This window comes from Enterobacter hormaechei ATCC 49162, assembly GCF_001875655.1.
GTDB lineage: Bacteria > Pseudomonadota > Gammaproteobacteria > Enterobacterales > Enterobacteriaceae > Enterobacter > Enterobacter hormaechei.
This window is the reverse complement of record NZ_MKEQ01000001.1, coordinates 1,647,748-1,667,954: the sequence shown is the minus strand read 5'-3', so window position 1 is coordinate 1,667,954 and position 20,207 is coordinate 1,647,748. Positions and strand designations below refer to the sequence as shown.

Annotated in this window: 27 protein-coding genes; all 27 read left to right on the top strand. The window is 49.5% G+C overall.

Annotation, left to right across the window (positions count from 1 at the left end; translation table 11 throughout):
* Positions 1-6 precede the first annotated feature (6 nt).
* The 27 genes from BH712_RS08360 to BH712_RS08220 all read left to right on the top strand — a co-directional run bounded on the left by BH712_RS08360 (position 7) and on the right by BH712_RS08220 (position 20,194).
* Complete coding sequence (locus tag BH712_RS08360) at positions 7-576, top strand: anti-CBASS protein Acb1 family protein (RefSeq protein WP_006809764.1); 570 nt, start codon at positions 7-9, stop codon at positions 574-576.
* 69 nt (positions 577-645) lie between these two features.
* Positions 646-1,814, top strand: a protein-coding gene (locus tag BH712_RS08345; RefSeq protein ID WP_108454466.1) for an IS3-like element ISEc52 family transposase whose coding sequence is annotated in 2 segments (ribosomal slippage) — positions 646-895 and positions 895-1,814 — 1,170 coding nt in all. Because the reading frame shifts where the segments join, the coding sequence is not laid out codon by codon here.
* On the top strand, positions 1,811-2,287 hold the full coding sequence (locus BH712_RS08340) for an anti-CBASS protein Acb1 family protein (RefSeq protein WP_071850038.1): 477 nt from the start codon (positions 1,811-1,813) through the stop codon (positions 2,285-2,287). Before BH712_RS08345 ends, BH712_RS08340 begins: the two co-directional genes overlap by 4 nt.
* A complete protein-coding gene (locus BH712_RS08335; RefSeq protein WP_006809762.1) occupies positions 2,280-3,086 on the top strand; it encodes a phage head morphogenesis protein in 807 nt (268 codons plus the stop codon). Before BH712_RS08340 ends, BH712_RS08335 begins: the two co-directional genes overlap by 8 nt.
* Positions 3,087-3,098: 12 nt before the next feature.
* On the top strand, positions 3,099-4,199 hold the full coding sequence (locus tag BH712_RS08330) for a DUF2213 domain-containing protein (protein ID WP_006809761.1): 1,101 nt from the start codon (positions 3,099-3,101) through the stop codon (positions 4,197-4,199).
* On the top strand, positions 4,199-4,708 hold the full coding sequence (locus tag BH712_RS08325) for a structural cement protein Gp24 (protein ID WP_006809760.1): 510 nt from the start codon (positions 4,199-4,201) through the stop codon (positions 4,706-4,708). Before BH712_RS08330 ends, BH712_RS08325 begins: the two co-directional genes overlap by 1 nt.
* A 9-nt stretch (positions 4,709-4,717) precedes the next feature.
* Positions 4,718-5,656, top strand: a complete 939-nt coding sequence (locus BH712_RS08320; protein ID WP_006809759.1) for a DUF2184 domain-containing protein — start codon at positions 4,718-4,720, stop codon at positions 5,654-5,656.
* A gap of 32 nt (positions 5,657-5,688) precedes the next feature.
* On the top strand, positions 5,689-5,892 hold the full coding sequence (locus BH712_RS08315; RefSeq protein ID WP_006809758.1) for a hypothetical protein: 204 nt from the start codon (positions 5,689-5,691) through the stop codon (positions 5,890-5,892).
* On the top strand, positions 5,892-6,299 hold the full coding sequence (locus BH712_RS08310; protein ID WP_006809757.1) for a DUF4054 domain-containing protein: 408 nt from the start codon (positions 5,892-5,894) through the stop codon (positions 6,297-6,299). The genes BH712_RS08315 and BH712_RS08310 overlap by 1 nt, the downstream gene beginning before the upstream one ends.
* Positions 6,284-6,751, top strand: a complete 468-nt coding sequence (locus BH712_RS08305) for a phage virion morphogenesis protein (protein ID WP_006809756.1) — start codon at positions 6,284-6,286, stop codon at positions 6,749-6,751. Before BH712_RS08310 ends, BH712_RS08305 begins: the two co-directional genes overlap by 16 nt.
* Positions 6,748-7,095: a hypothetical protein gene (locus BH712_RS08300; protein WP_006809755.1), complete on the top strand. Its 348-nt coding sequence runs from the start codon at positions 6,748-6,750 to the stop codon at positions 7,093-7,095. Before BH712_RS08305 ends, BH712_RS08300 begins: the two co-directional genes overlap by 4 nt.
* Positions 7,088-7,627, top strand: a complete 540-nt coding sequence (locus BH712_RS08295) for a phage neck terminator protein (protein WP_006809754.1) — start codon at positions 7,088-7,090, stop codon at positions 7,625-7,627. The genes BH712_RS08300 and BH712_RS08295 overlap by 8 nt, the downstream gene beginning before the upstream one ends.
* Before the next feature lie 19 nt (positions 7,628-7,646).
* On the top strand, positions 7,647-8,987 hold the full coding sequence (locus BH712_RS08290) for a DUF3383 family protein (protein WP_006809753.1): 1,341 nt from the start codon (positions 7,647-7,649) through the stop codon (positions 8,985-8,987).
* A 2-nt stretch (positions 8,988-8,989) separates the two neighbouring features.
* Positions 8,990-9,436 (top strand): phage structural protein, encoded by a 447-nt coding sequence (locus BH712_RS08285; protein WP_006809752.1) that lies wholly within the window; start codon positions 8,990-8,992, stop codon positions 9,434-9,436.
* Between the two features lie 36 nt (positions 9,437-9,472).
* Entirely contained in the window at positions 9,473-9,910 is a 438-nt protein-coding gene (locus BH712_RS08280; protein WP_006809751.1) for a phage tail assembly chaperone, read from the top strand.
* Between the two features lie 161 nt (positions 9,911-10,071).
* Positions 10,072-11,643: a tape measure protein gene (locus tag BH712_RS08275; RefSeq protein ID WP_006809749.1), complete on the top strand. Its 1,572-nt coding sequence runs from the start codon at positions 10,072-10,074 to the stop codon at positions 11,641-11,643.
* Position 11,644: 1 nt separating this feature from the next.
* Positions 11,645-12,361: a phage baseplate protein gene (locus BH712_RS08270; protein ID WP_006809748.1), complete on the top strand. Its 717-nt coding sequence runs from the start codon at positions 11,645-11,647 to the stop codon at positions 12,359-12,361.
* A complete protein-coding gene (locus tag BH712_RS08265) occupies positions 12,358-12,699 on the top strand; it encodes a phage baseplate plug family protein (protein ID WP_006809747.1) in 342 nt (113 codons plus the stop codon). The genes BH712_RS08270 and BH712_RS08265 overlap by 4 nt, the downstream gene beginning before the upstream one ends.
* Positions 12,674-13,609, top strand: coding sequence for a phage protein (locus BH712_RS08260; RefSeq protein ID WP_006809746.1), 936 nt, complete (start codon positions 12,674-12,676; stop codon positions 13,607-13,609). Before BH712_RS08265 ends, BH712_RS08260 begins: the two co-directional genes overlap by 26 nt.
* The gene (locus BH712_RS08255) at positions 13,609-14,283 is read left to right on the top strand and encodes a Gp138 family membrane-puncturing spike protein (protein WP_032673609.1); all 675 of its coding nucleotides are present in this window, start codon (positions 13,609-13,611) and stop codon (positions 14,281-14,283) included. The genes BH712_RS08260 and BH712_RS08255 overlap by 1 nt, the downstream gene beginning before the upstream one ends.
* 9 nt (positions 14,284-14,292) lie before the next feature.
* Positions 14,293-14,529 carry a hypothetical protein gene (locus tag BH712_RS08250; protein ID WP_006809744.1) on the top strand — a complete coding sequence of 79 codons (237 nt, stop codon included), beginning with the start codon at positions 14,293-14,295 and terminating at the stop codon, positions 14,527-14,529.
* Between the two features lie 40 nt (positions 14,530-14,569).
* Positions 14,570-14,938 carry a contractile injection system sheath initiator gene (locus BH712_RS08245; protein ID WP_006809743.1) on the top strand — a complete coding sequence of 123 codons (369 nt, stop codon included), beginning with the start codon at positions 14,570-14,572 and terminating at the stop codon, positions 14,936-14,938.
* Positions 14,939-15,002: 64 nt separating this feature from the next.
* Positions 15,003-16,421, top strand: a complete 1,419-nt coding sequence (locus BH712_RS08240) for a baseplate J/gp47 family protein (protein ID WP_006809742.1) — start codon at positions 15,003-15,005, stop codon at positions 16,419-16,421.
* Positions 16,414-17,169: a hypothetical protein gene (locus BH712_RS08235; protein ID WP_242431994.1), complete on the top strand. Its 756-nt coding sequence runs from the start codon at positions 16,414-16,416 to the stop codon at positions 17,167-17,169. The genes BH712_RS08240 and BH712_RS08235 overlap by 8 nt, the downstream gene beginning before the upstream one ends.
* 8 nt (positions 17,170-17,177) lie before the next feature.
* The gene (locus BH712_RS08230; protein ID WP_006809740.1) at positions 17,178-17,414 is read left to right on the top strand and encodes a hypothetical protein; all 237 of its coding nucleotides are present in this window, start codon (positions 17,178-17,180) and stop codon (positions 17,412-17,414) included.
* Positions 17,414-18,055 (top strand): hypothetical protein, encoded by a 642-nt coding sequence (locus BH712_RS08225; RefSeq protein WP_006809739.1) that lies wholly within the window; start codon positions 17,414-17,416, stop codon positions 18,053-18,055. Before BH712_RS08230 ends, BH712_RS08225 begins: the two co-directional genes overlap by 1 nt.
* Positions 18,056-20,194, top strand: a complete 2,139-nt coding sequence (locus tag BH712_RS08220) for a tail fiber/spike domain-containing protein (RefSeq protein WP_006809738.1) — start codon at positions 18,056-18,058, stop codon at positions 20,192-20,194.
* The last annotated feature ends 13 nt before the right edge of the window (positions 20,195-20,207 follow it).

Sequence of the window (20,207 nt, the reverse complement as noted above, 5' to 3'; positions counted from 1 at the left end):
GAGGCAATGGCTAAACGCAACAACAGGCAGCAAAAGAAAATCGACAAAAAGATGAACATGGACAGTTATCAAAACGTGTTCATGAACATCGGAACGGGCGGTGACAGGTCAGCCTACAGCCGCATCCGTACAGCTCACCTGCTAACCAAAGCAACTCTCGACAGCATCTATCTCGGTGACGGACTGGGTCGCCGTATTATCGATGTGGTGGCAGATGAAATGTTTCGTGCCGGCTTCTCTGTAGATGGCGCGAACAACGAGCCGGAGATTAAGTCGCGCTGGGACGAGTTGAACCTCACTCAGCAGTTTACTGACGCAGTGGCATGGGCTCGCTTATATGGCGGCTCGTTGATGCTATTCGGCGTTAATGATGGCAAAGACCTTCAGTCACCAATAGGCGAGGGTGAACTTGAGTTTGTCCGTGTTTATGACCGATATCAGGTGCAGCCTTTCCTGCGCGATACTAACCCTGAAAGCGCAACGTACGGAGAGATAACTCAGTACCAGATCAACCCTATCTCAGGAACGCCTTACTACGTTCACGCCAGCAGATGTCATGTGTTCGACGGAGAGTGAAGTGGTTTACTGAATTTGGCCACCTGAACAGAGGTGATATGCTCACCTCAGAACAACACAGGTGTCATAATGAAAAAAAGAAATTTCAGCGCAGAGTTTAAACGCGAATCCGCTCAACTGGTCGTTGACCAGAACTACACCGTGGCAGATGCAGCCAGCGCTATGGATGTCGGCCTTTCCACAATGACGCGATGGGTGAAACAATTACGTGATGAACGGCAGGGCAAAACACCAAAAGCCTCCCCCATTACCCCGGAACAAATTGAAATCCGTGAGCTCAGGAAAAAGCTACAACGTATTGAAATGGAAAATGAAATATTAAAAAAGGCTACCGCGCTCTTGATGTCAGACTCCCTGAACAGTTCTCGATAATCGGGAAACTCAGGGCGCGTTATCCTGTGGCCACTCTCTGCCATGTGTTCGGGGTTCATCGCAGCAGCTACAAATACTGGAAAAACCGTCCTGAAAAGCCAGACGGCAGACGGGCTGTATTACGCAGTCAGGTACTTGAACTGCATGGCATCAGCCACGGCTCTGCCGGAGCAAGAAGCATCGCCACAATGGCAACCCAGAGAGGTTACCAAATGGGGCGCTGGCTTGCTGGCAGACTCATGAAAGAGCTGGGGCTGGTCAGTTGCCAGCAGCCGACTCACCGGTATAAGCGTGGCGGTCATGAGCACGTTGCTATCCCGAATCATCTTGAGCGACAGTTCGCCGTAACGGAACCAAATCAGGTGTGGTGCGGTGATGTGACCTATATCTGGACGGGTAAGCGCTGGGCGTACCTCGCCGTTGTTCTCGACCTGTTCGCAAGAAAGCCAGTGGGCTGGGCCATGTCGTTCTCGCCGGACAGCAGGCTCACCATGAAAGCACTGGAAATGGCATGGGAAACCCGTGGTAAGCCCGTCGGGGTGATGTTCCACAGCGATCAAGGCAGCCATTATACGAGCAGGCAGTTCCGGCAGTTACTGTGGCGATACCGGATCAGGCAGAGTATGAGTCGGCGTGGAAACTGCTGGGATAACAGCCCAATGGAGCGCTTCTTCAGGAGTCTGAAGAACGAATGGGTGCCGGCGACGGGCTATGTAAGCTTCAGCGATGCAGCTCACGCAATAACGGACTATATCGTTGGATATTACAGCGCACTAAGACCGCACGAATATAATGGTGGGTTAACGCCAAACGAATCAGAAAACCGATACTGGAAAAACTCTAACGCGGTGGCCAGTTTTTGTTGACCACTTCATGCAGCAACGGCAATACCATCGGCGTGGACGCGAACACGGAGAAGTACGAGCTGCTTAACGGCTCTCTGGAGGGCGTAGTCGATGTACAGGACCGGAAGCAGTTACGCATATCAGCGCTGACCGGCATCGATGAGCAAATCCTGTTCACCAAAACGCCATCAGGTCAGGGAGCGGATAAAACCACCGTTCCTGAGTCATGGAAGCAACTGATTGGACGCAAGCAAAAGGATGAGGCGAGACCTGCAATTGAAAAGGTAGTCAACTTCCTCACCACTGATAAAACCTGGACGATTAAGTTCAATCCTCTCTCAGTACCAACAGAGAAAGAGCAGGCAGAGACGGCTAACCAATGGTCACAGGCTGATGAACGCTATTCGCAGCTTGGGTGGGTTAGCAACGATGAAGGTATCGCCACACTGAAAAAACGTGGAGGCTACGTCTATCCGGAGATGAGCAATGGCTAAAGTCTGGCTTCATCCCTACGGCATAGAACGCGACTACACCAACGCGCTTGTAAAGGCTACCAGGCAGTTCAACAGAGAAATAAACTCAGCATATGGCGATATCCGGTTCGATGGCTGGCAGGACGATATGTCGGCTGTACTGGCTTATCTCCGCAACGCTGGCAACCGCATCTTCCAGCCAGTAATTGAACGCCTCCCGACATTCTTCGCGCTAACGAGCCAGTTTAACGACAAGCAATGGCGGCTGGTTGTGAAGGGCGGAACCGGCTATGACATCCCACCATCGCAGGCTGTTATTGCCGGACAGACAACTGTTCCCGTCTCATCGGGTGTACTTGGCGTAGATGCTTATCGCGCAGAGCCATGGCTGAGAGAGATGCAGGAGTTATGGGTATCAGAGAACATCAGGCTGATTAAGTCCATACCTGCTGACGAACTGGCGGACATGGAAGGCATCATCCATCGCGGTGTAATGAATGGCTCAAGCGCTGACACAATCAAGAAGCAGATTCAGGAGCGCTATGGCGTCACTGAGAGGCGCGCAAAGCTGATTGCAGTTGACCAGATAGGCAAGGCTAATTCAGCGCTCACAAAGCAGCGTCAGGCCGATGCCGGGGTAACAGGCTACAAATGGCGAGGCGTACTTGATGAACGCGAGAGGCCAGAGCACAGAGCGCGAGAGGGAAATTCCTACAAGTGGAGCAAGCCGCCGCCTGATGGACATCCCGGGCAACCTGTTCGGTGTCGATGTTACGCAGAGCCCGACTGGTCTGGTTCAGTTTTCGATATCGGCGAATAAATAAGGCAAAACATGAAAACAGTATCTCGCTTCGATGTGGGAGAGCTTCGTGCGTCCGTAAACGAGGATGGCTATCTGGAGGACGTTCCGGTAGTAGGTCGCGTTGGAATCCAGTTATACCGAAATCCAGATGGCTCAGTGCGTCGCGAGCTACGCCCACCTGAAGAAGTATTCAACGCTGACTCACTGGCTAGCTTCAAAGGCAAGCCTATCACTATCGGTCACCCGGGGGCGGTTAATTCCCGCAACGCTAAAAAGCACATGGTCGGAACCATGCTTGAGCCAGGCAGGCAGGATGGTGAAAACGTCAAAGTACCAATCATGGTGTATGACGAGAACGCCATTAACTCAGCAACCAGCGGCAGGACAAAGCAACTATCCCTCGGCTACCGACTCGACCTCGATGAGACTCCAGGCGAATGGAATGGTCAGCCATATGACGCAGTCCAGCGAAACATTCGCATCAATCATCTCGCCCTCGTATCTAAAGCCCGGGCCGGTGATGTAGCAACACTGAATCTCGACGGTGATGAAGAAATCACCTTAGACGATGACGACAACCAACCAAAAGGTAAAACAATGCAGAAATTGCGACTCGACAACGGGCTTGAGTACGATGCTTCTCCTGAAGTCGTCGTGGCGTTCAACGCCCTTAAACAGGATGCAGAGGACGCTAATGCCAAGCTGTCCGAAGCGCAAACAACCATCTCCACCATCACAGCAGAGCGCGACACTCTGAAAGCTGACGCAGCAGAGTTTGAAAACAAGCTGAAGCACGCTCGCGAAGATGCAGAGAAAACCATTAAAGCTCGCACAGAACTCGAAGCAAAAGCAGAGAAGCACGGCATCAAGTGTGATGGCCTGGATGATATTGCCGTCAAGAAAGCGGTTGTAGCCAAGCTGAAGCCATCTATCAAGCTCGACGGCAAAGACGACACCTACATCAATGTCGCTTTCGACATGGCGATTGAGTCAGCACCTATGGAGCAGCAGCGCAAAATCGTCAATCAGGACAAAGCCCAAACCCGCGATGACTCCGCTGAACCAAAAGGCTCTGCTGCTGCTCGCCAAAAATACCTCGACCGCCTGCACGGCAAAAAGGAGACAGCATAATGCCTGTTCAGACTTCCTACGATAACGACATGCAGATCGCAATGCCCGGCATGCGTTCAGATTCAACCCATCAAATCACAGACGGTTGCAACGCAGCACAAGGCGCTATCAGGCCTGGCTATGTGGTAGCTCGCGTATCAGTGGCTAACGACAAGCACGTAGTTAAACAGGTATCTGCGGCTGGCGATGCAGCAAACCTGATGGGTATCTGCCGCTTCAGCCACTACGGCTGTGTAACCGGTCAGTATGAAGATGGCGATGCCGTCAACGTGATGACATGGGGCCGAATCTGGGCTGTAACCACCTTATCAGCAGCACCAACCATGGGTACAGGCGTTAACGTTCTGACCTCTGGCGCAGACGCTGGCAAGGTAGCAGCGACCGGTGGCTCTCTGGCTCTTGGCTGGGTGTTCACTGGTAAGTTCACCACTTTCAAAAACAGCGCTGGCGCAACAGTTAACCTGGCTGAAGTTCAAATCCGCAACCAGACCACACAGCCAACCGCATAAGGAACAATAATGGAACAGATGAATTACGACGAAGCGGACCTGTTCGCTATTGAACACGGCGCGGCGGCTAACGGCATTCGACTGGATGAAGGTGAGTCAATCTTCCTGGCTCGTGAGCTGGACTACGTTAAAACCAAGGTTTACGAAGTCGAATACCCTGCACTGACTGCGACCACTCTCTTCCCGGTCACATCAGAAATCCCTTCATACGCCAAAACGTTCACTTACGGCGTATGGGATGCAGTAGGCATGGCTCGCATCATCGCTGACTATTCTGACGACCTGCCAAATGTCGGCGTTAACTATCGTGAAGAAACCGGCAAGGTGTTCAGCCTGGGTAACTTCTACGAATACAGCCTGATGGAAATTCGAGCATCACAGGCAACCGGTAAGAATCTGCCAACTCGTCTGGCTAACGCTGCCCGTCGAGCGCACGACGTGAAGGTTAATGACCTGGCGTTCTACGGCGATGATGATTATCAGATCGTCGGCGTTCTGGAACATCCAAACATCCCAGTAACCACCTCTGCTGGCTGGACTACTGGCGAGATCGCGTCTGGTGAGCTTGAGGACGCAGTATCTGCTATCGAGACAATCACCAAAGGCCTGCATGGTGCGAACGTAATTGGCCTTCAGCCAAGCAAGTTCAAGATTTTGGCTAAGGCAATGCCAAACACCAACACGTCTTACATGACATTCTTCAACACCCAGTATCCGGGTATGCAGTGGATTCGTGTAAACGAGCTGGAAGACATCGATGGCGCAGGCACTAAGGCTGCCCTAGTAATGGAGCGTAACGCTGATAACGCATCCATGGAAATCCCGCAGCCGTTCGAACAACTGCCACCTCAGGCTAACAACCTGGCGTTCAAGATTCCATGCCACAGCCGCGCTACCGGCGTACAGGTTTACCTGCCGCTGACACTGCATCTCATCAAAGGCATTTAAGAGGCTTCGGCCTCTTTTCTTAAGGATTACCAATGAAGATTACCAACGCATCAGCACGACTGTATTACATCGCCGGCCAGAAACTGGCGCCGGGTCAGACTGCCGAAGTCGACGATTCCTGGAAGGACAACAAAACGGTGCAGGCATCCATCACTAAAGGTGAGTTGCGACTCGCTGACAAAGATGAAGCCGTAACCGCCAGTCAGGTAGAGAAAAAAGAGAAGGACAAGAAGTAATGAACATTGCCGCATTTGAAGGTCTTACGCCTCTGGAAATCTTCCGCAAGCTAGCGCCTGAATTTGCGGCTGTTCCTGATGAGGTTGTTCAGGGCTACATCGACCTTGCATCACTGTTTGTCTGCGAAGACGAGTACGGAGACGCATATAACGTAGCTCTGGCTCTAATGGCGGCCCATATCATGGCATCGCCTGGCGGTTACTCTGATAACGGTTCCACATCGTCTGGTCGCATCCTCTCACGCAAGGAAGGTGATCTGGCAATCACTTATGGCAACGTATCAAATGATTCCAGTTACCTCAGCGGGACTACATACGGAAACCTGCTGCAACTGCTCCGTAAGAAGAGGGGGGCAGGATTCTCGATTATGACTCGCGGAGTCGTGGGGGGATGCTTGTGTCCGTAAAAATCACAGACAAAAAAGAGGTCTGGAGAAGAATAAGGGTCGGACTTAATGAGCTGGAGCCCGTTGAGGTAGTGGCAGGGATTCAAAAAGGGGAGGTTAATGATGGAGTGCTTGTCGCTGAATATGCTACTTGGAACGAATTTGGTACCAGAACAACTCCATCACGTCCCTTCATGAGAAATGCTTTCGATAAAAACGTGGAGACACTTGTCAGATTCTTTTATCAGGGGCGGCGTGGGATTGTTGATGGGAAAATCAATCAAGACCAGCTTATGAATGCAGTTGGAGTAAAAATGGTCCAACTGATAAAAGAGAGCATCCTTAACGAATCATGGGCACCAAACGCCGAATACACCATAGACAGGAAAAAGTCTTCAAAGCCACTTGTTGATACGGGCACGATGCTTAATAGCATTACTTATGCCATACACCCTTATGGAACATCGAGATGAGCAATCCGTTTCGCAGGCCTTATCAGGTATTTACTCCATCGCCTTCGACTTTGGTTAACGGCGTGATTGTTGATGGGGTAATGACGGAGTCAACAGCTTACTTCAGCGTACAAAGCATCAAAGATACGCAGGAGATTGAGAGTCTGGAGGAAGGGAGGAGGTTAACTGATTATCGCCGGCTGTACAGCGACACCAAGCTTCAGATTACTGATGATTTCCCAATGGCTCAGCCTGCACTTGTCGTTATTGATGGTTTTAACTACGAAGTTAAGCACCGTGAACCATGGCAAAACGGAATCATACCCCACTATAAATATTATGTGGTAAGGAAACGCGATGGCTGAAACCACAGTGTCGAATTTCGTTCCTGATGCTGTAGAGTCTGCCGCTTACCGTGTTTTGTCCCAGCTATTACCCGTACCTCTCGCTTACGCCAATCAGAATAACTCCCGGCTCCCTATGCCTTATGCCACGCTTCGTGTATCAACGCGCACGGCCGTAGGCAGGGATGAGCATGGCGAAGTAGATGATGAGGGTGTAATGCCGTCACACGGCGTTAGAGAAGGAACGGTGATGGTTAATGTGTACGGCGGAAGCGCACGAGAGCATTGCGACGATCTGATTAATAACATCCGTAAAACCACATCACGCTACCTGATGCGCAGAGAAAAATTCATTATCGCAAACAGCGCCCAGGTTAACGACCTTACAGGTCTGCGAGATGAAGCAAACTTCGAAGCGATGGCGAATGTAGACCTTACATTCCGCTACACCGGCAGGTACACGGATAACGTAGGGCTCATAGAAACCGTTGATGCGACAGGCGACATCGGCGGAATAGAAACACACCTCACTATCGCCGTCACATCCGACTAATCAACACGGAGTTTCATCAATGGCAAATCTAAGCCAGATTGCCAACGTGAATATTTCGCTGGACACAGCGAGTATCGCGAAGGCGTCATTCGGCATTCCACTTGCAGTTTCGCCGACAACGGCATTCAGTGAGCGAATCCGTAAATATTCAAGCTACAGCGCGGCGCAGCAGGACGGACTTGACCCGCAGACGCTCAAGGCGCTCTCAGCAGTATTTAGTCAGACCCCGCGCCCAAATCAGGCATGGGTAGGTCGCCGAAACGCCGTTTCTGTTGACCTGACAGTAACCAACGCGACGATCACAACGGGCAACATTTTCGCATTCAGCGTGAATGGCACCACCGTAACGTACACAGCAGCGAGTGGTGATGATGCGTCAGATGTATATACCGGTCTGAAAACAGCGCTGGCGGCACAATCTGTAGTTGATGCGTTGTTTACCAGCACCGCTGATGCTGAAGGGCTACACCTGGTAGTTAAAGTTCCTGAGACAGCAACCATCGTTAAGCCAGTGACCAATCTGTCAATCTCAACCGCAGGATCAGCAGACGGTTTAGAGGCTGACCTTAACGCCATTCAGCAGGAAGACCCGGGCTGGTACGGATTTGCTCTGGTAGAACGTGGTGACGCACTAATTCAGGATGCAGCGGCATGGGCTGAGACGCAGACCAAACTGTTCTTCGCTTGCAGCAATAATGCTGATATCTGGACGTCTGCTGATGACGATATCGCATCGCAGTTGCAGGACCTTCAATATCTGCGTACAGCGCTAATTGCTCACAAGGCAGCCGCGACTGAGTATCCTGAAATGGCATGGATGGGTCGGTGCTTCACCATCGCGCCCGGTGGCGAAACGTGGGCACTTAAAACACTGGCAGCTATCACGCCGAGCAAGTTCAGCGACACAGAGCAGAGCTACATCTTCCAGAAGAATGCCAACGCCTACGAACAGTACGCAGAAAACACCTACCTGATTAACAAAGGCAAGGTTGCCTCTGGCGAATGGATTGATGTTGTGCGATTCCGTGACTGGCTTGTAGACACCATTCAGAAGAACATGGCTTCTCTGATGATCCGCCAGAAGAAGGTGCCTTATACCAATGGTGGTATTGCCCTCATCGTCAACAACCTGAACGGTTCACTTATTCAGGGTCAACAGGCAGGCGGCATCGCTCCTGACGAGCGTGACAGCGAAGGCAACACAATCCCTGGCTTCCGTATCACTTACCCTAATGCAGCCGACGTATCTGCTGATATCAAAGCTACCCGCACTCTTTATATCGAGTTTGTGGCGCTTCTGGCTGGCGCAATCCAGGTGGTCGAAATCACCGGCTCACTTACCTATAGCTACGAGGGCTAATTATGGCTGCTGAATTAACTGGCTCTTATGACGGCTCAGAAGTATTTGTCACTATCGGCCCGCTGCTATTAACCGGCTTCAGTGATGGAGACTCCATTACGGCTCGTAAGAATGCCAACTTCTATGAATCACGCGCTGGCCTCGATGGCTCAGTAGGTCGCGCGCGAGTAACGGATAAGCGTGGGCAGATCGAACTGCACCTTTTGCAGACATCCGCGGCAAACGATGAACTATCTGCACTGATGAACCTTGATTCATTAACGCAGGACGGCAAGGCAGTTTATCCGGTATCAGTAACTGACTTCTCTGGCCGTACTGTTATTGCAGCAGGACAGGCTTGGCTTTATCAGCTCGGCGACGTGGCCTTCTCAACTAACGAGGTTGGTGAACGCATTTACACCTTTGAGTGTGCTGACCTGAAATTCTCCCTCGGTGGTAACAACGTTTAACAATGCCGCCTTCGGGCGGTTTTTTTTGAGGTCCATATGTCTCAGGAATTCGCAACCTTCCATATCGGTGACAAAGAGTTTAAAGCCGCCAAAATGAACGCCTTCGCTGCGGCAAAGCACCTAGTAAAACTAAAAACGCTGCTTGATAAAGGCCTGGCTTCAGGCGGTGATGCAAACGCCATTCAGTTACTGGCCGGCATCGATGAGAAAACGCTGGAGGAGGTCATCATTCCTATCCTGCGAGACTCATCAACATTCAGCGTTACAGACGAGAAGAAAATCGACAGCCCTAACGCAATGAACCTAGTGTTCACCGTAGACACGCTGTTCGACTTCTTCGAGCTGTGCTGGGAAGTGCTGAAGCTCAACTTCACCCCTTTTTTTACGAAAGTTCTCACCCTGTTTGGGTTAAGCCCAGAAGAGCTTGCAAATCGGGTTCAGTCACTGGCGAAAAGCGCGACCCAGGAAAGTTAAGGGAAGATGTTGAAACAGAGCTATGGGTATGGCGTCCGATAATGAGAAATATGTGTACGGTTGCAGAGGTTAAGTCAGGCCTTATCACATGCGAAGACCTGCTAAAGCTTAACGCCCTCATAGAGATGACCGACTATCTGAACACGCCAATGGAGAAGTAAATGGTCATAAGAGAGTTACTTATCCGCCTCGGCCTTACCGGATCAGATAGTGTGGGGCGAGGGCTGGACAGGGTAGACGGAAAGGTGGATAAAACCATTCAGTCATTCAATGCGCTTGGCGGTGTGCTTGCGACGGTATTCGGTGCTGTAACGATCTCAAACATTGCCAAAACGGCTGACGAGATGCAGTCTCTGGAGGCTCGCATTGGAATGCTGCCGCAGACAATCACTACCGGTGCAGAAGCATTCGACACTGTGGCTAAAAGGGCAAGCGCAGCAAGGCAGGGCATTGAAGAGTATGCATCATTTTACATCAAGGCTGGTAACGCCACTCAGGATTTCTATAAAGACCAGGAGCAGGTTTTACAGCTCACCGATGCAGTATCCATAGCGCTTGCTGCTTCAGGCTCAACAGCTGTTGCGCAGGGACAGGCTTTCTTCCAGCTTGGTCAGGCAATTGGTTCTCCAACTGTCCAGATGGAAGAGATGAACACGCTTATCGATGTGGCTCCTGACCTGTTCAGAGCGCTTGGTAAAGCCATTCCAGGGGCGAACAATAACCTTAAGGCTTTCATCTCTACCGGTAAGGTTACGGGGAAAATGCTTGCTGAGGGGTTGATTAAAGTCCTTCCGCAGTTCGTCGACCAGTTTAAACAAATGCCTATGACCATTGGTCAGGCGCTTGTTCTGGTAAATAACAGATGGTCGATGTTTATCAACAGGCTCAACCGCAGCAGTGGAGCTGTGACATGGGTGGCAAATAAGTTCCTGTGGATGGCTGATAAAATCGAGTATGCACTGGACTCAGTTATTGATGCTCTTGGTGGCGCAGAGAATGCCGTAAAGCTGCTTGGAGTAGCTCTTGGCGCAGCAGGCCTTGTAGGTTCTGTTTATCTCTTGTCCGCAGCATTTACCGCACTCACAAGCCCTGTATTCTTGGTGATAGCTGCACTTGCTGCTCTGTTCCTTGTTGGTGAGGATATAAACTCCTGGCTAAATGGAAATAAATCGCTTCTGGGAGACATGATAGGACCGGTTTCTGAGTACACCGATTCAATCAACTCTTTGAAAGTGGCCCTCACCGACATGAAGGACATGGCCGTGTGGGCGCTAAACGTCCTCAAAAGCCTTACCAACTTCTTTAACTCCAGCCAGGATAAGGCGCAGGAGTGGGGTGATAAGCTAGGAACTACAAGGTTCGGACCATGGTTGAAAGAAAAGGCCGGATGGCTTGTTGAGGACTTGGGTAAATGGGCGTCCTGGGGAAATGCACAAACCAACGGTGCATTTGATGTGCCGAGAATGTGGTCTGACATGCTTGCAGGGGTAAGGGGTTTCAATCAGGACGCAAAAGGTGGAAATACTTTACTCCCAAGTTACCAATCTCTTTCTCTGCCACCACCATCCGCTGCGGCTGGGCCTAAGATTGATGTCAATATTGGCAACATCTCAGTGCCTGCCGGAACGCCTGACGAGCAGGTGAAATTCCTCCAGGATAGCGCCAAGTCAGCATTCAGTGACTACGGATGGAATGCGCTGGGTAACACATTAAACTTCAACACTGGAGGTTAGCATGGCAACTGATGTGCTCGGCTTCCTCTGGAACTCGTCAGGCGATAGCACCTTCAGTCTTAATGACCCGGGCGTCGGGAATCTTGAGTTCGACACGCTGGACCAGGAAACCCATGAGTGGACGCGCGATGTGACAATGAATCCCGTAGAAAACGGGTCGCCAATATCAGATCACATCATCCGTCAGCCGAAAAAAATTACCGTTGCCGGCATGATAAGCAACGCGCCGGTGACGGGGGTATTAACTCAGGCGGCAAACGCTCTGGATAGCGGCTTCGACGGGGAAGACAGGGTTAACACAGCGATCAAGCTCCTTGACTCGCTCTTTCTTTCAAACGAACTGGTAACCATCTACACCAAAAATTACACCTACGAGAATATGCTGATTCAGGGAATTAACATTCCCAGAAGGGTGGATGATGGTGATGCGGTCAATTTTACGATAGATGCTGTTCAGGCAAATATCGTCAGCACAGCTACGACAGAGGTTCCGCCTGGTGTAGGCGTCAGGAAAACGGATGCGACCAGTAATGGCGCTACTGCTAAAGCCGGGACATCAAACTCAGCAGACCCCGCTACTGCTAACCGGGCTACGCCAACCAAAAACGTTGGTAAGAATACTGGTTCAATCCTGAGTCAGGCTTTGGATGGGTTGTCCGGCTCGGGCGGCAAGCTTCAGGAATATCTCGGCAACATCATAGGTAATGTCACCCCATGACCCCACTAAATTTTCAGGCTGGATTTACTGACCAGACATTGCAGGCTGTTTTCGACGATACACCGGTTACGCTTCGCCTGCGATGGAATGAGCGCTTTGGCTTCTGGTCGCTTGGTATCTATGACCGTGAGTCATTGCCCATCATAACTGGAGTTAAGCTTGTACAGAATTACCCGCTTCTAAAGAACTTCAGTTTCGATAATTTCTCCGGCGATATCTACTTCATCCGTACGTATGGTGAAAAGGTTCGCCCTGATATCGATTCGATTGGAGGCGATCACCTGTTGGTGTATGCCACTAAGGAAGAAATAGATGAGTTTGTTTCTGCGAACGGGTGAAATCATCGTAGGTCAGCCTCAGGGTGAGGCAGTAAGTATTAAAGACCTGCGATTTGAGTTCGATATTACCAAAACAGCCAGCAAAACCGCCAACGAAGCATCACTCAAAATCTACAACGCCGCGCCCACAACAATCACTTTGATGGAGACCGTAAATAACGTGGTCATCATCAAGGCAGGATACGTCAATGACATCGGGGCTATCACTATCTTCACAGGCACCACATGCCGTAGCCTGACGTATCAGGACGGTCCTGACATCATAACGGAGATGGAGTTAAGGGATAGCGTCATACCTTTACGCGACGCCAAGATAAGCGTTTCCTTCCCTCCAAATACGTCAGCAATGACTGTTCTGGATGGAGTGGCGAAGAACTTCGGGCTGCCAATAAAGAAGAGCATTAGCAAGGTTCAGGATAAGCAGTACGTCGGCGGATATGCCTATAACGGCAGGGTTCGTGATGCCATGGACAGGGTCTGTAATTATCTCGGGCTGGAGTGGAGCGCTCAGGATAGCGAAATACAGATTATCAAAAAGGGTGGCGTCTATGCAGATACTGCTGTCGTGCTGTCGAAAGACACTGGCATGATCGGATATCCCCGTCGTGAAGCAAAAACCATGACCGAGAAGACGGCAGCCAAGCAGGGCATAAAATACGGTCAGAAAGGTATCGTCAGGACGGTGGTGGATGTAGAAGACCCAACGGCGAAGCTAAAAGACAGGGTAACTCTTGAGGTGCAGGGCTACCGGGTGAAATCACTGCTCAACCCTGCCATTTATCCTGGCGCTTATGTGCAGCTTAAATCTCGCGGAATTGATGGGGAGTTCTTCAGAGTTGAAGAAGCACATTACACCGGAGATACGCACGGGCAGGAATGGAGCGTGGAAGCGCTATTGAGGTTTATCTGATGGCTGATAACAGTGATGTAGTAGAAGCGCTTAGGCGGCTTGTAAGCTCCGAAATGGACACGGTAAACACTGCACTTCCATGTACCGTGGTGAGTTACTCCGGAGGCAAGGTAACGGTAAAGCCTGATGGCGAGAAAATATACGCAGATGGAGATACCAATGCCTATCCGGTACTGAGCGATTTGCGTATGGTGTGGCCGCAGTTTGCAAACGGTCAGGCCGGATTAAAAGGACCAGTTCAGGCAGGAGATAAATGCCTTTTGGTGGTCTGCCAGCAGGCAACCGATGGAAGCGACGACACAAGGCGATTTGACATCATCGACTCATACGTTATTCCAGGTGCGGGTTACAGCGATGCTGTTCCTGGCAACGATGACGTGAGAATGTATTTTGGCGACGCCTTCATTGCTATCGACGCCAACGGGAAAATGACTATTAAAGCTCCAGGTGGGGTGGAAGAAACAACCCCGCTGCATACCGTTAAAGGAAGCATGACTGTTGAGCAATTGTTCACTTACCAGGGCGGCATGACTGGCTCGGGCGGTGAAACATCGGTAGCTACCATTACAGGGACGATGCAGGTAATTGGTGACGTAGTTATAAATGGTATTAAAATAGGCACTCACAAACATCCTGGCGATAGTGGTGGAACCACTGGAGAGCCTATTAACTAACGGGGCAACATGGAAAACGCGCTGATTATTCTGGTAGTTCTTATAGTTCTTTTCATCGTATTCAGGAAATTCAACCTTTGGTATTGGAAAATCCAGGAGCACATTGACAATCAGAAGCAGATTATCTCCCTTCTGGAAAAGGTCAGCTCCCGTGTAGGCTCAATGGATGAGGAGATAACTGAATTATCAAGGATATACAAAGGGAAAAACCAGCCTGCACCAAAGTCTGGACTCCTTGATGATTGAGAAATAATCTCGAAATTGAGCCAGGAATAAGCCCATAAACATGGGCTTTTTTATTAAAAGGTCCAAGATGATAGATTTCAGAATTACCGATAATAAAGTCGTGTTCACTAACGGCCTGCTTCAGTACGTAGATGGAGCTGAGCGCGTCAGGCAACAGGTGGAGTTCAGGCTTAATCTGTGGCGCGGAGAGTGGTTCCTGGATAGTCAATTCGGAACGCCTTACCTACAGGATGTTCTCGGTAAGCAGGTAACGCTTAACGGAGCGCTATCAGCCATCCGTACAGAAATCCTCGCTGTAGAAGGAGTCACCGGAATCGTTGAATTTACCTACAACTTTGACCGTGCCGAGAGAAAGCTGAGCGTAGAGTTTACAGCCAACACTGAGTACGGGTTGGTGCAGTACCCCTGATAAATACCCCTTCAATATGCCTCGCCAATGTGCGGGGCTTTTTTATGCCTGAAATAAGGTGCATATGGCTGATTACATTACTGCGACAGGCTTTGACAAGCCGACATTACCGGAGATGGTTCAGGAAATCGGTGATGCAATTGAAACGGTCGTCGGACCGATTAACAGAGAGGCTGATTCGACCACCGGACAGTGGATCGGAATTGAAGCTGAGCAAAACGCAATTCACTTCGAAACTGAAGAGGAGTTGTGGGCCAGCCGGTTTCTTGCTTCTGCTGAGGGATTCGCCCTTGATGCTCTCGGCGACTGGATGGGTGGGATTACCCGGCATGGCAAAACCACGACAAAAGTGAACGCCGTTATTTATGGATCTGAATCACGACTTGTTCCTTCTGGTTCTTTAGCTTCTTTCGGTAATTACCAGTTCAGAATGACGGAAGATTATACCATCTCACGCTCGACGCTTCTGGATGGAGAGGTGAGGGTATCTAACAACACACAAACCAGTTACACGGTACGGATTGCTGGCGTTGATCATACCTACACGAAAGTTGCAGGAGACACGGTAAACACCATTGCTACAGGCCTTGCCGCAGTAGTGGACTCAACAAGCCAGTATTCAGCCACAGCAAACGGCTCAGTAATCAGACTCACCTCTGAAAACCTCATTGAAGGTTACGCAGTGTCGCTTAGCGCTGGGCTGGCGTGGCAGTTAATTGGTTCACCGGCAATCTTTGAGGCAACTGAAGCAGGTCCGATTGTCGTTCCTGTTGGTGGATTAAACAATCCTGTAAGTGCGATCACCGGATGGACTGGAGTTAATAACCTCGTTCAGGGGGCAACAGGTTCAGATCGCGAATCAGACACAGATTACCGCCAACGTTTATACCAGAGCAGGGCATCATCTGGCGGTGCGGCAACCATCCCAGCAATTGAGACTCGCCTGATTACGGAAGTCAGCGGCGTAACCTTAGCCAAAGTCATTGAAAACGACACCATGACGACAGTGGACAGCATTCCTCCAAAAGCCATCCACACTATCGTTTCTGGCGGTCTTGAACAGGATATTGCTGACGCAATCTGGAAGTACAAAGGTGCAGGTATAGCGACATACGGTTCAATTGCGATCACTGTATATGACCGGTACGAAAGACCCCATCTGGTTAACTTTTCACGACCTACAGAAGTGGATATTTACGTCAAAGTTGACGTTGTCCTTCTGGATACTGAGGAGCCATTGCCTGCGACTGTTGTGGACGCTATCAAGCAAGGTGTTGTTGCTTACGGTGCGACGCTTGGTCTTGGAGATGACGTTATTACCCAGCGCATTTACGGCTACATCTATGCCAATACAACTGGCATCGGGAAGATGACCATCACCGTCAGCACTGACGGAACTACGTTTGCAGAAAGTAACATTTCCGTTGCTGAAAACTCATTTGCTTCGTTCTCCGCTGCCAATGTGGAGGTCACAGGTGTCTGATGATTGGATTGATATCGATTTTCTTGCGCTGATACGACAAAGGCCTACTGACTGGCTTAAAAAAGGCGGACAGGTTCCAGATCTCTTTGCTGCTGTTGGCGTACTTCATCCTGAAATTGAAGCGCGCGCCAAATACATCTACCTGACGCAAAGCATATACAACGCCCACGGCATAGAGCTGGACAGATTCGGACAGTACGTTGATGTCGGTCGTGATGGAATGTCTGACGATGATTATCGCCGGGCAATCATGCAGGCGAAACTGGCGACTGCGTTCAGCGGAACACCAGATAACGTCATGGTCGTAACGGCAACCACTACTTCAAGTACTGATGTCGAACTGGTTGAGCTCTATCCTGCCGCATTCAGCGTTCACGCAACCGGACCTTATGTCCCAACAAACATCAACGCCATCGTCGACCGCGCATCTGTGGCGGGTGTCAGAGCATATTCAACACATGATTATGGGCTCAACGGTTTCTCCCTGGCGGGAATAGACACCAATTCAGGGCAAGCGTTACAGGTCGGCGATAACACAGCAATGCAGGTAGACACCGACACGGCACTTGGACTTAACCGTGGGTCTGTATTCATTGCTGGCTCATATCTTGATGCGGCTGGGTCCGTGTCAGGTGTACTTGAAGTAAACGACTCATATCTCGGCGTCGCTGACGACGATTACCTTCTTATCTTCTCCCGTGACTATGGCGTCACCGGGACGATGCTTTGCGGCGCTATGCCTAAGTGAGAAATTAAATGGCTATCACATCATTTGCAGATACTGACGTCACTTATGCGGACGGGCAGAAAAATAAAGAGCCCGTACCAGATGAAATCCTTTCCAGCGGGTTCGTGCCTCCAGTGCGGATGCCAGATGGTTCAATCTCGGCAGGCAGCAAGCTCGCAGCAAATCACCTCAATACACTACTAAACGACTTATACGCGCAGGTAGCTGACTTGAAGGCTCGCGTTACAGCGCTTGAGGGGGCTTAATGGCCGACATTCTTCTTAAGTACCTTACAGATTTACCATCCGCCTCAGATGCAGAATCAACAGACCTGATGCATATCAATCAGAACGGTAACGACCGTTCAATCACTCTTGATGCCCTTGCCACTGCCTTATTCAACATGCGCTATCCGGTTGGAAAAGTAGAGTGGTTCGCAAATGACGTCAACCCAAATGCAACCTGGCAGGGTTCTACGTGGGCACGAATTCCAGGCGCTGGAAGGACTATTCGTCTTGCTAACAGCACCGGTAGTGACGTTCTCCAGCAGGGTGGGAGTGATTCTGTAACTCTGACAGGGGCGAATCTTTCACCGCATGTACACCCGGTAGATTTAAGAACAGGTCAGTTTGACTATGGAACCAAAAACACAAGTCAGGATAACCACTCCCATACGGTTCCACTGCGAAGCATCGGCAAATGGACTGGAGGCTCACAGGATGGAAGCAGCGACGATATCAGCTCATCTCAATCAACAAGCACATCCAGTTATCAACACGCCCACACGGTAGCAATTGGCGCTCACGACCACCCTGTAAAGGGTGACACAGGAAGTGCTGGAGATGGTGCTCCATTCTCAGTAACGAACCAATACGTCAAACTTGCCGGATGGTACAGGACTGCATAAATGGCCGAACAGAAAGTAAAATTAACCGACTTACCCGCAGCAACAGATACCATTGATACCGCACAGTTGCTGATAAACCAGAACAGTACAGACCAAAAGCTTCTTGTAACGCATTTTCTTCGTTCTAAAAACAACCTTTCTGACCTTGCAGATATTGGTCAGGCGCGTGCGAATCTGGATGTTCCTTCAGTAGATGAAGTCAATGATAAGTTGACTGGTTTTGTCGACGGTTCCAATACATTCCTGGATGGAGCATCACTCGCATCACGCACAGATTTTATATGGGATGAGGAGAGTAAGAGCTGGTATTACTGGAGTGGGGAGTTACCGAAGGATGTTCCCGCAGCATCAAATCCAGATACCACAGGTGGAATTGGAGTGGGCGCGTGGTCTGCTGTTAGCGATGCATCACTAAGAACTGATCTTTCCAGCGGTGAAAAGGCAAGTCTGGTCGGCTACGGCTCATCTACAGTAAAAGATGCTCTTGATTCTGTTGTAAATAAACGCGTCCTTTACTTCTCCCGATTCGGTACGCTGCAATCTTTGCAGTCTTACATCACATCTAACAACCTAAAAAACGTTGAAATTATTTTTGACCAGGTTGTGAACTTTGGCCCAGGTAGCGGTGGTTTAGGTACGATCGTAACCCTGAGCAATATGGACTGGCTTGAAATCCGCGGACTGGTTATCAGGGACACCCTGCTTTACTCCGGTGCATTTGACCTGACGCGCGTGTTCGACCTGACGAATATCACCAATCTGGTGTTTGAAGTGGATGCATCTTCCACCCTTGAGTATGTGGGTGATGATAAGCGCGGACTGACCCCACTGCGCCTGAATGGATGCGATAACTTCACATTTATTGGTAAGACTAATAAGTGTTACCAAGGATATGAAGCGCATTCGGTAAAAAATCTTTATGCAAGAAGCGTAAACAACGACACCAGATATCCACACTCAATTACTGACATTGGAACAGTTGATATCTATACAACTAATAATGGATGTAGACGAGATTTCTTTTTGCAGAATAAATGCGCAGGCGGACAGATAACCGTTGATGCCGTTGACACCCAGCAGGGTACCCCCATAAAGATGTATTTCTTTAACGGAAATATGGACAATCAGGTTAGTAATTTATATGTTAAGTATAAATATCGGAGCACAGGACGATACACACTTCCTTATCGTGTAGCACCAATATGGTTGGATTGGGGATGGGACAGCTCAATAACAGAGCCACTTATCTCAGGAGTGATGCGAAATATCACAATAGATTACGATGTTGTTGGTGGGAATTGGGGGAGTGTGATAGGTACTACTAAAATGATTGATGAAACTATAGGAGATGTGACAGCAAGAGGATATGTTTATTCCAACATATATATAAAAGGTAGGATTGAGTTAGGAGGTGGGGATTCCGGCAATAACGCTTGGGTATATAATTTCAATAGTGGAGATAACTGGAAATCTGGTGATAGCGTAAATGGGTTTTACCTAAAAGATCTTGTAGTAAGAAAGTTGAATGGTGGTAGTGTATATTTAAACACTAACCAATTAGCAGGGGCGGCGACCTCTAGTGGGCAAATAGTTTTGGATAATGTCTCTGCACCAGAAATGGCATTGTATGCTCAAAACTATGGCGATAAGGTCATGTTTAATAACTGCAATCTTTATGATTTCACAACTAAAAATGCTGTTAAAAATGCATATCAATCGCTTAAAACCACATGTACGATAAGAAAAGCATCAGGTGATGCATCAAGCTTCCAGATTGGATCGATGAGTGTATATAGAACAATCTGTTTCCTTTCTGTTAATATTAAAGCGACATCGCCTTCATCAGGAAGCACAAGTACATGGGGTGGCAGTGTAGTTGGACAATTGGTACAAGGTACTACAGCAGGAAATGTAACATTAACGGGCAATACAAATACTTTGTACACAACAGGAACGGCATTAAATCCGTCTATTAGGTGTGAAACAGACGGCAGGATTATAATTACATTTGCAGGGTGGGAGTCGCTTGATGCATTCATAACGTGCGATATTGCAATGGTTTACAATGAATATTCAGGAGGGTCTAATAACACCACTCTAGGACTAACAAACAAGAAGTTCAATGTAGGAAATGTGTGAATGGAAGGGCGCG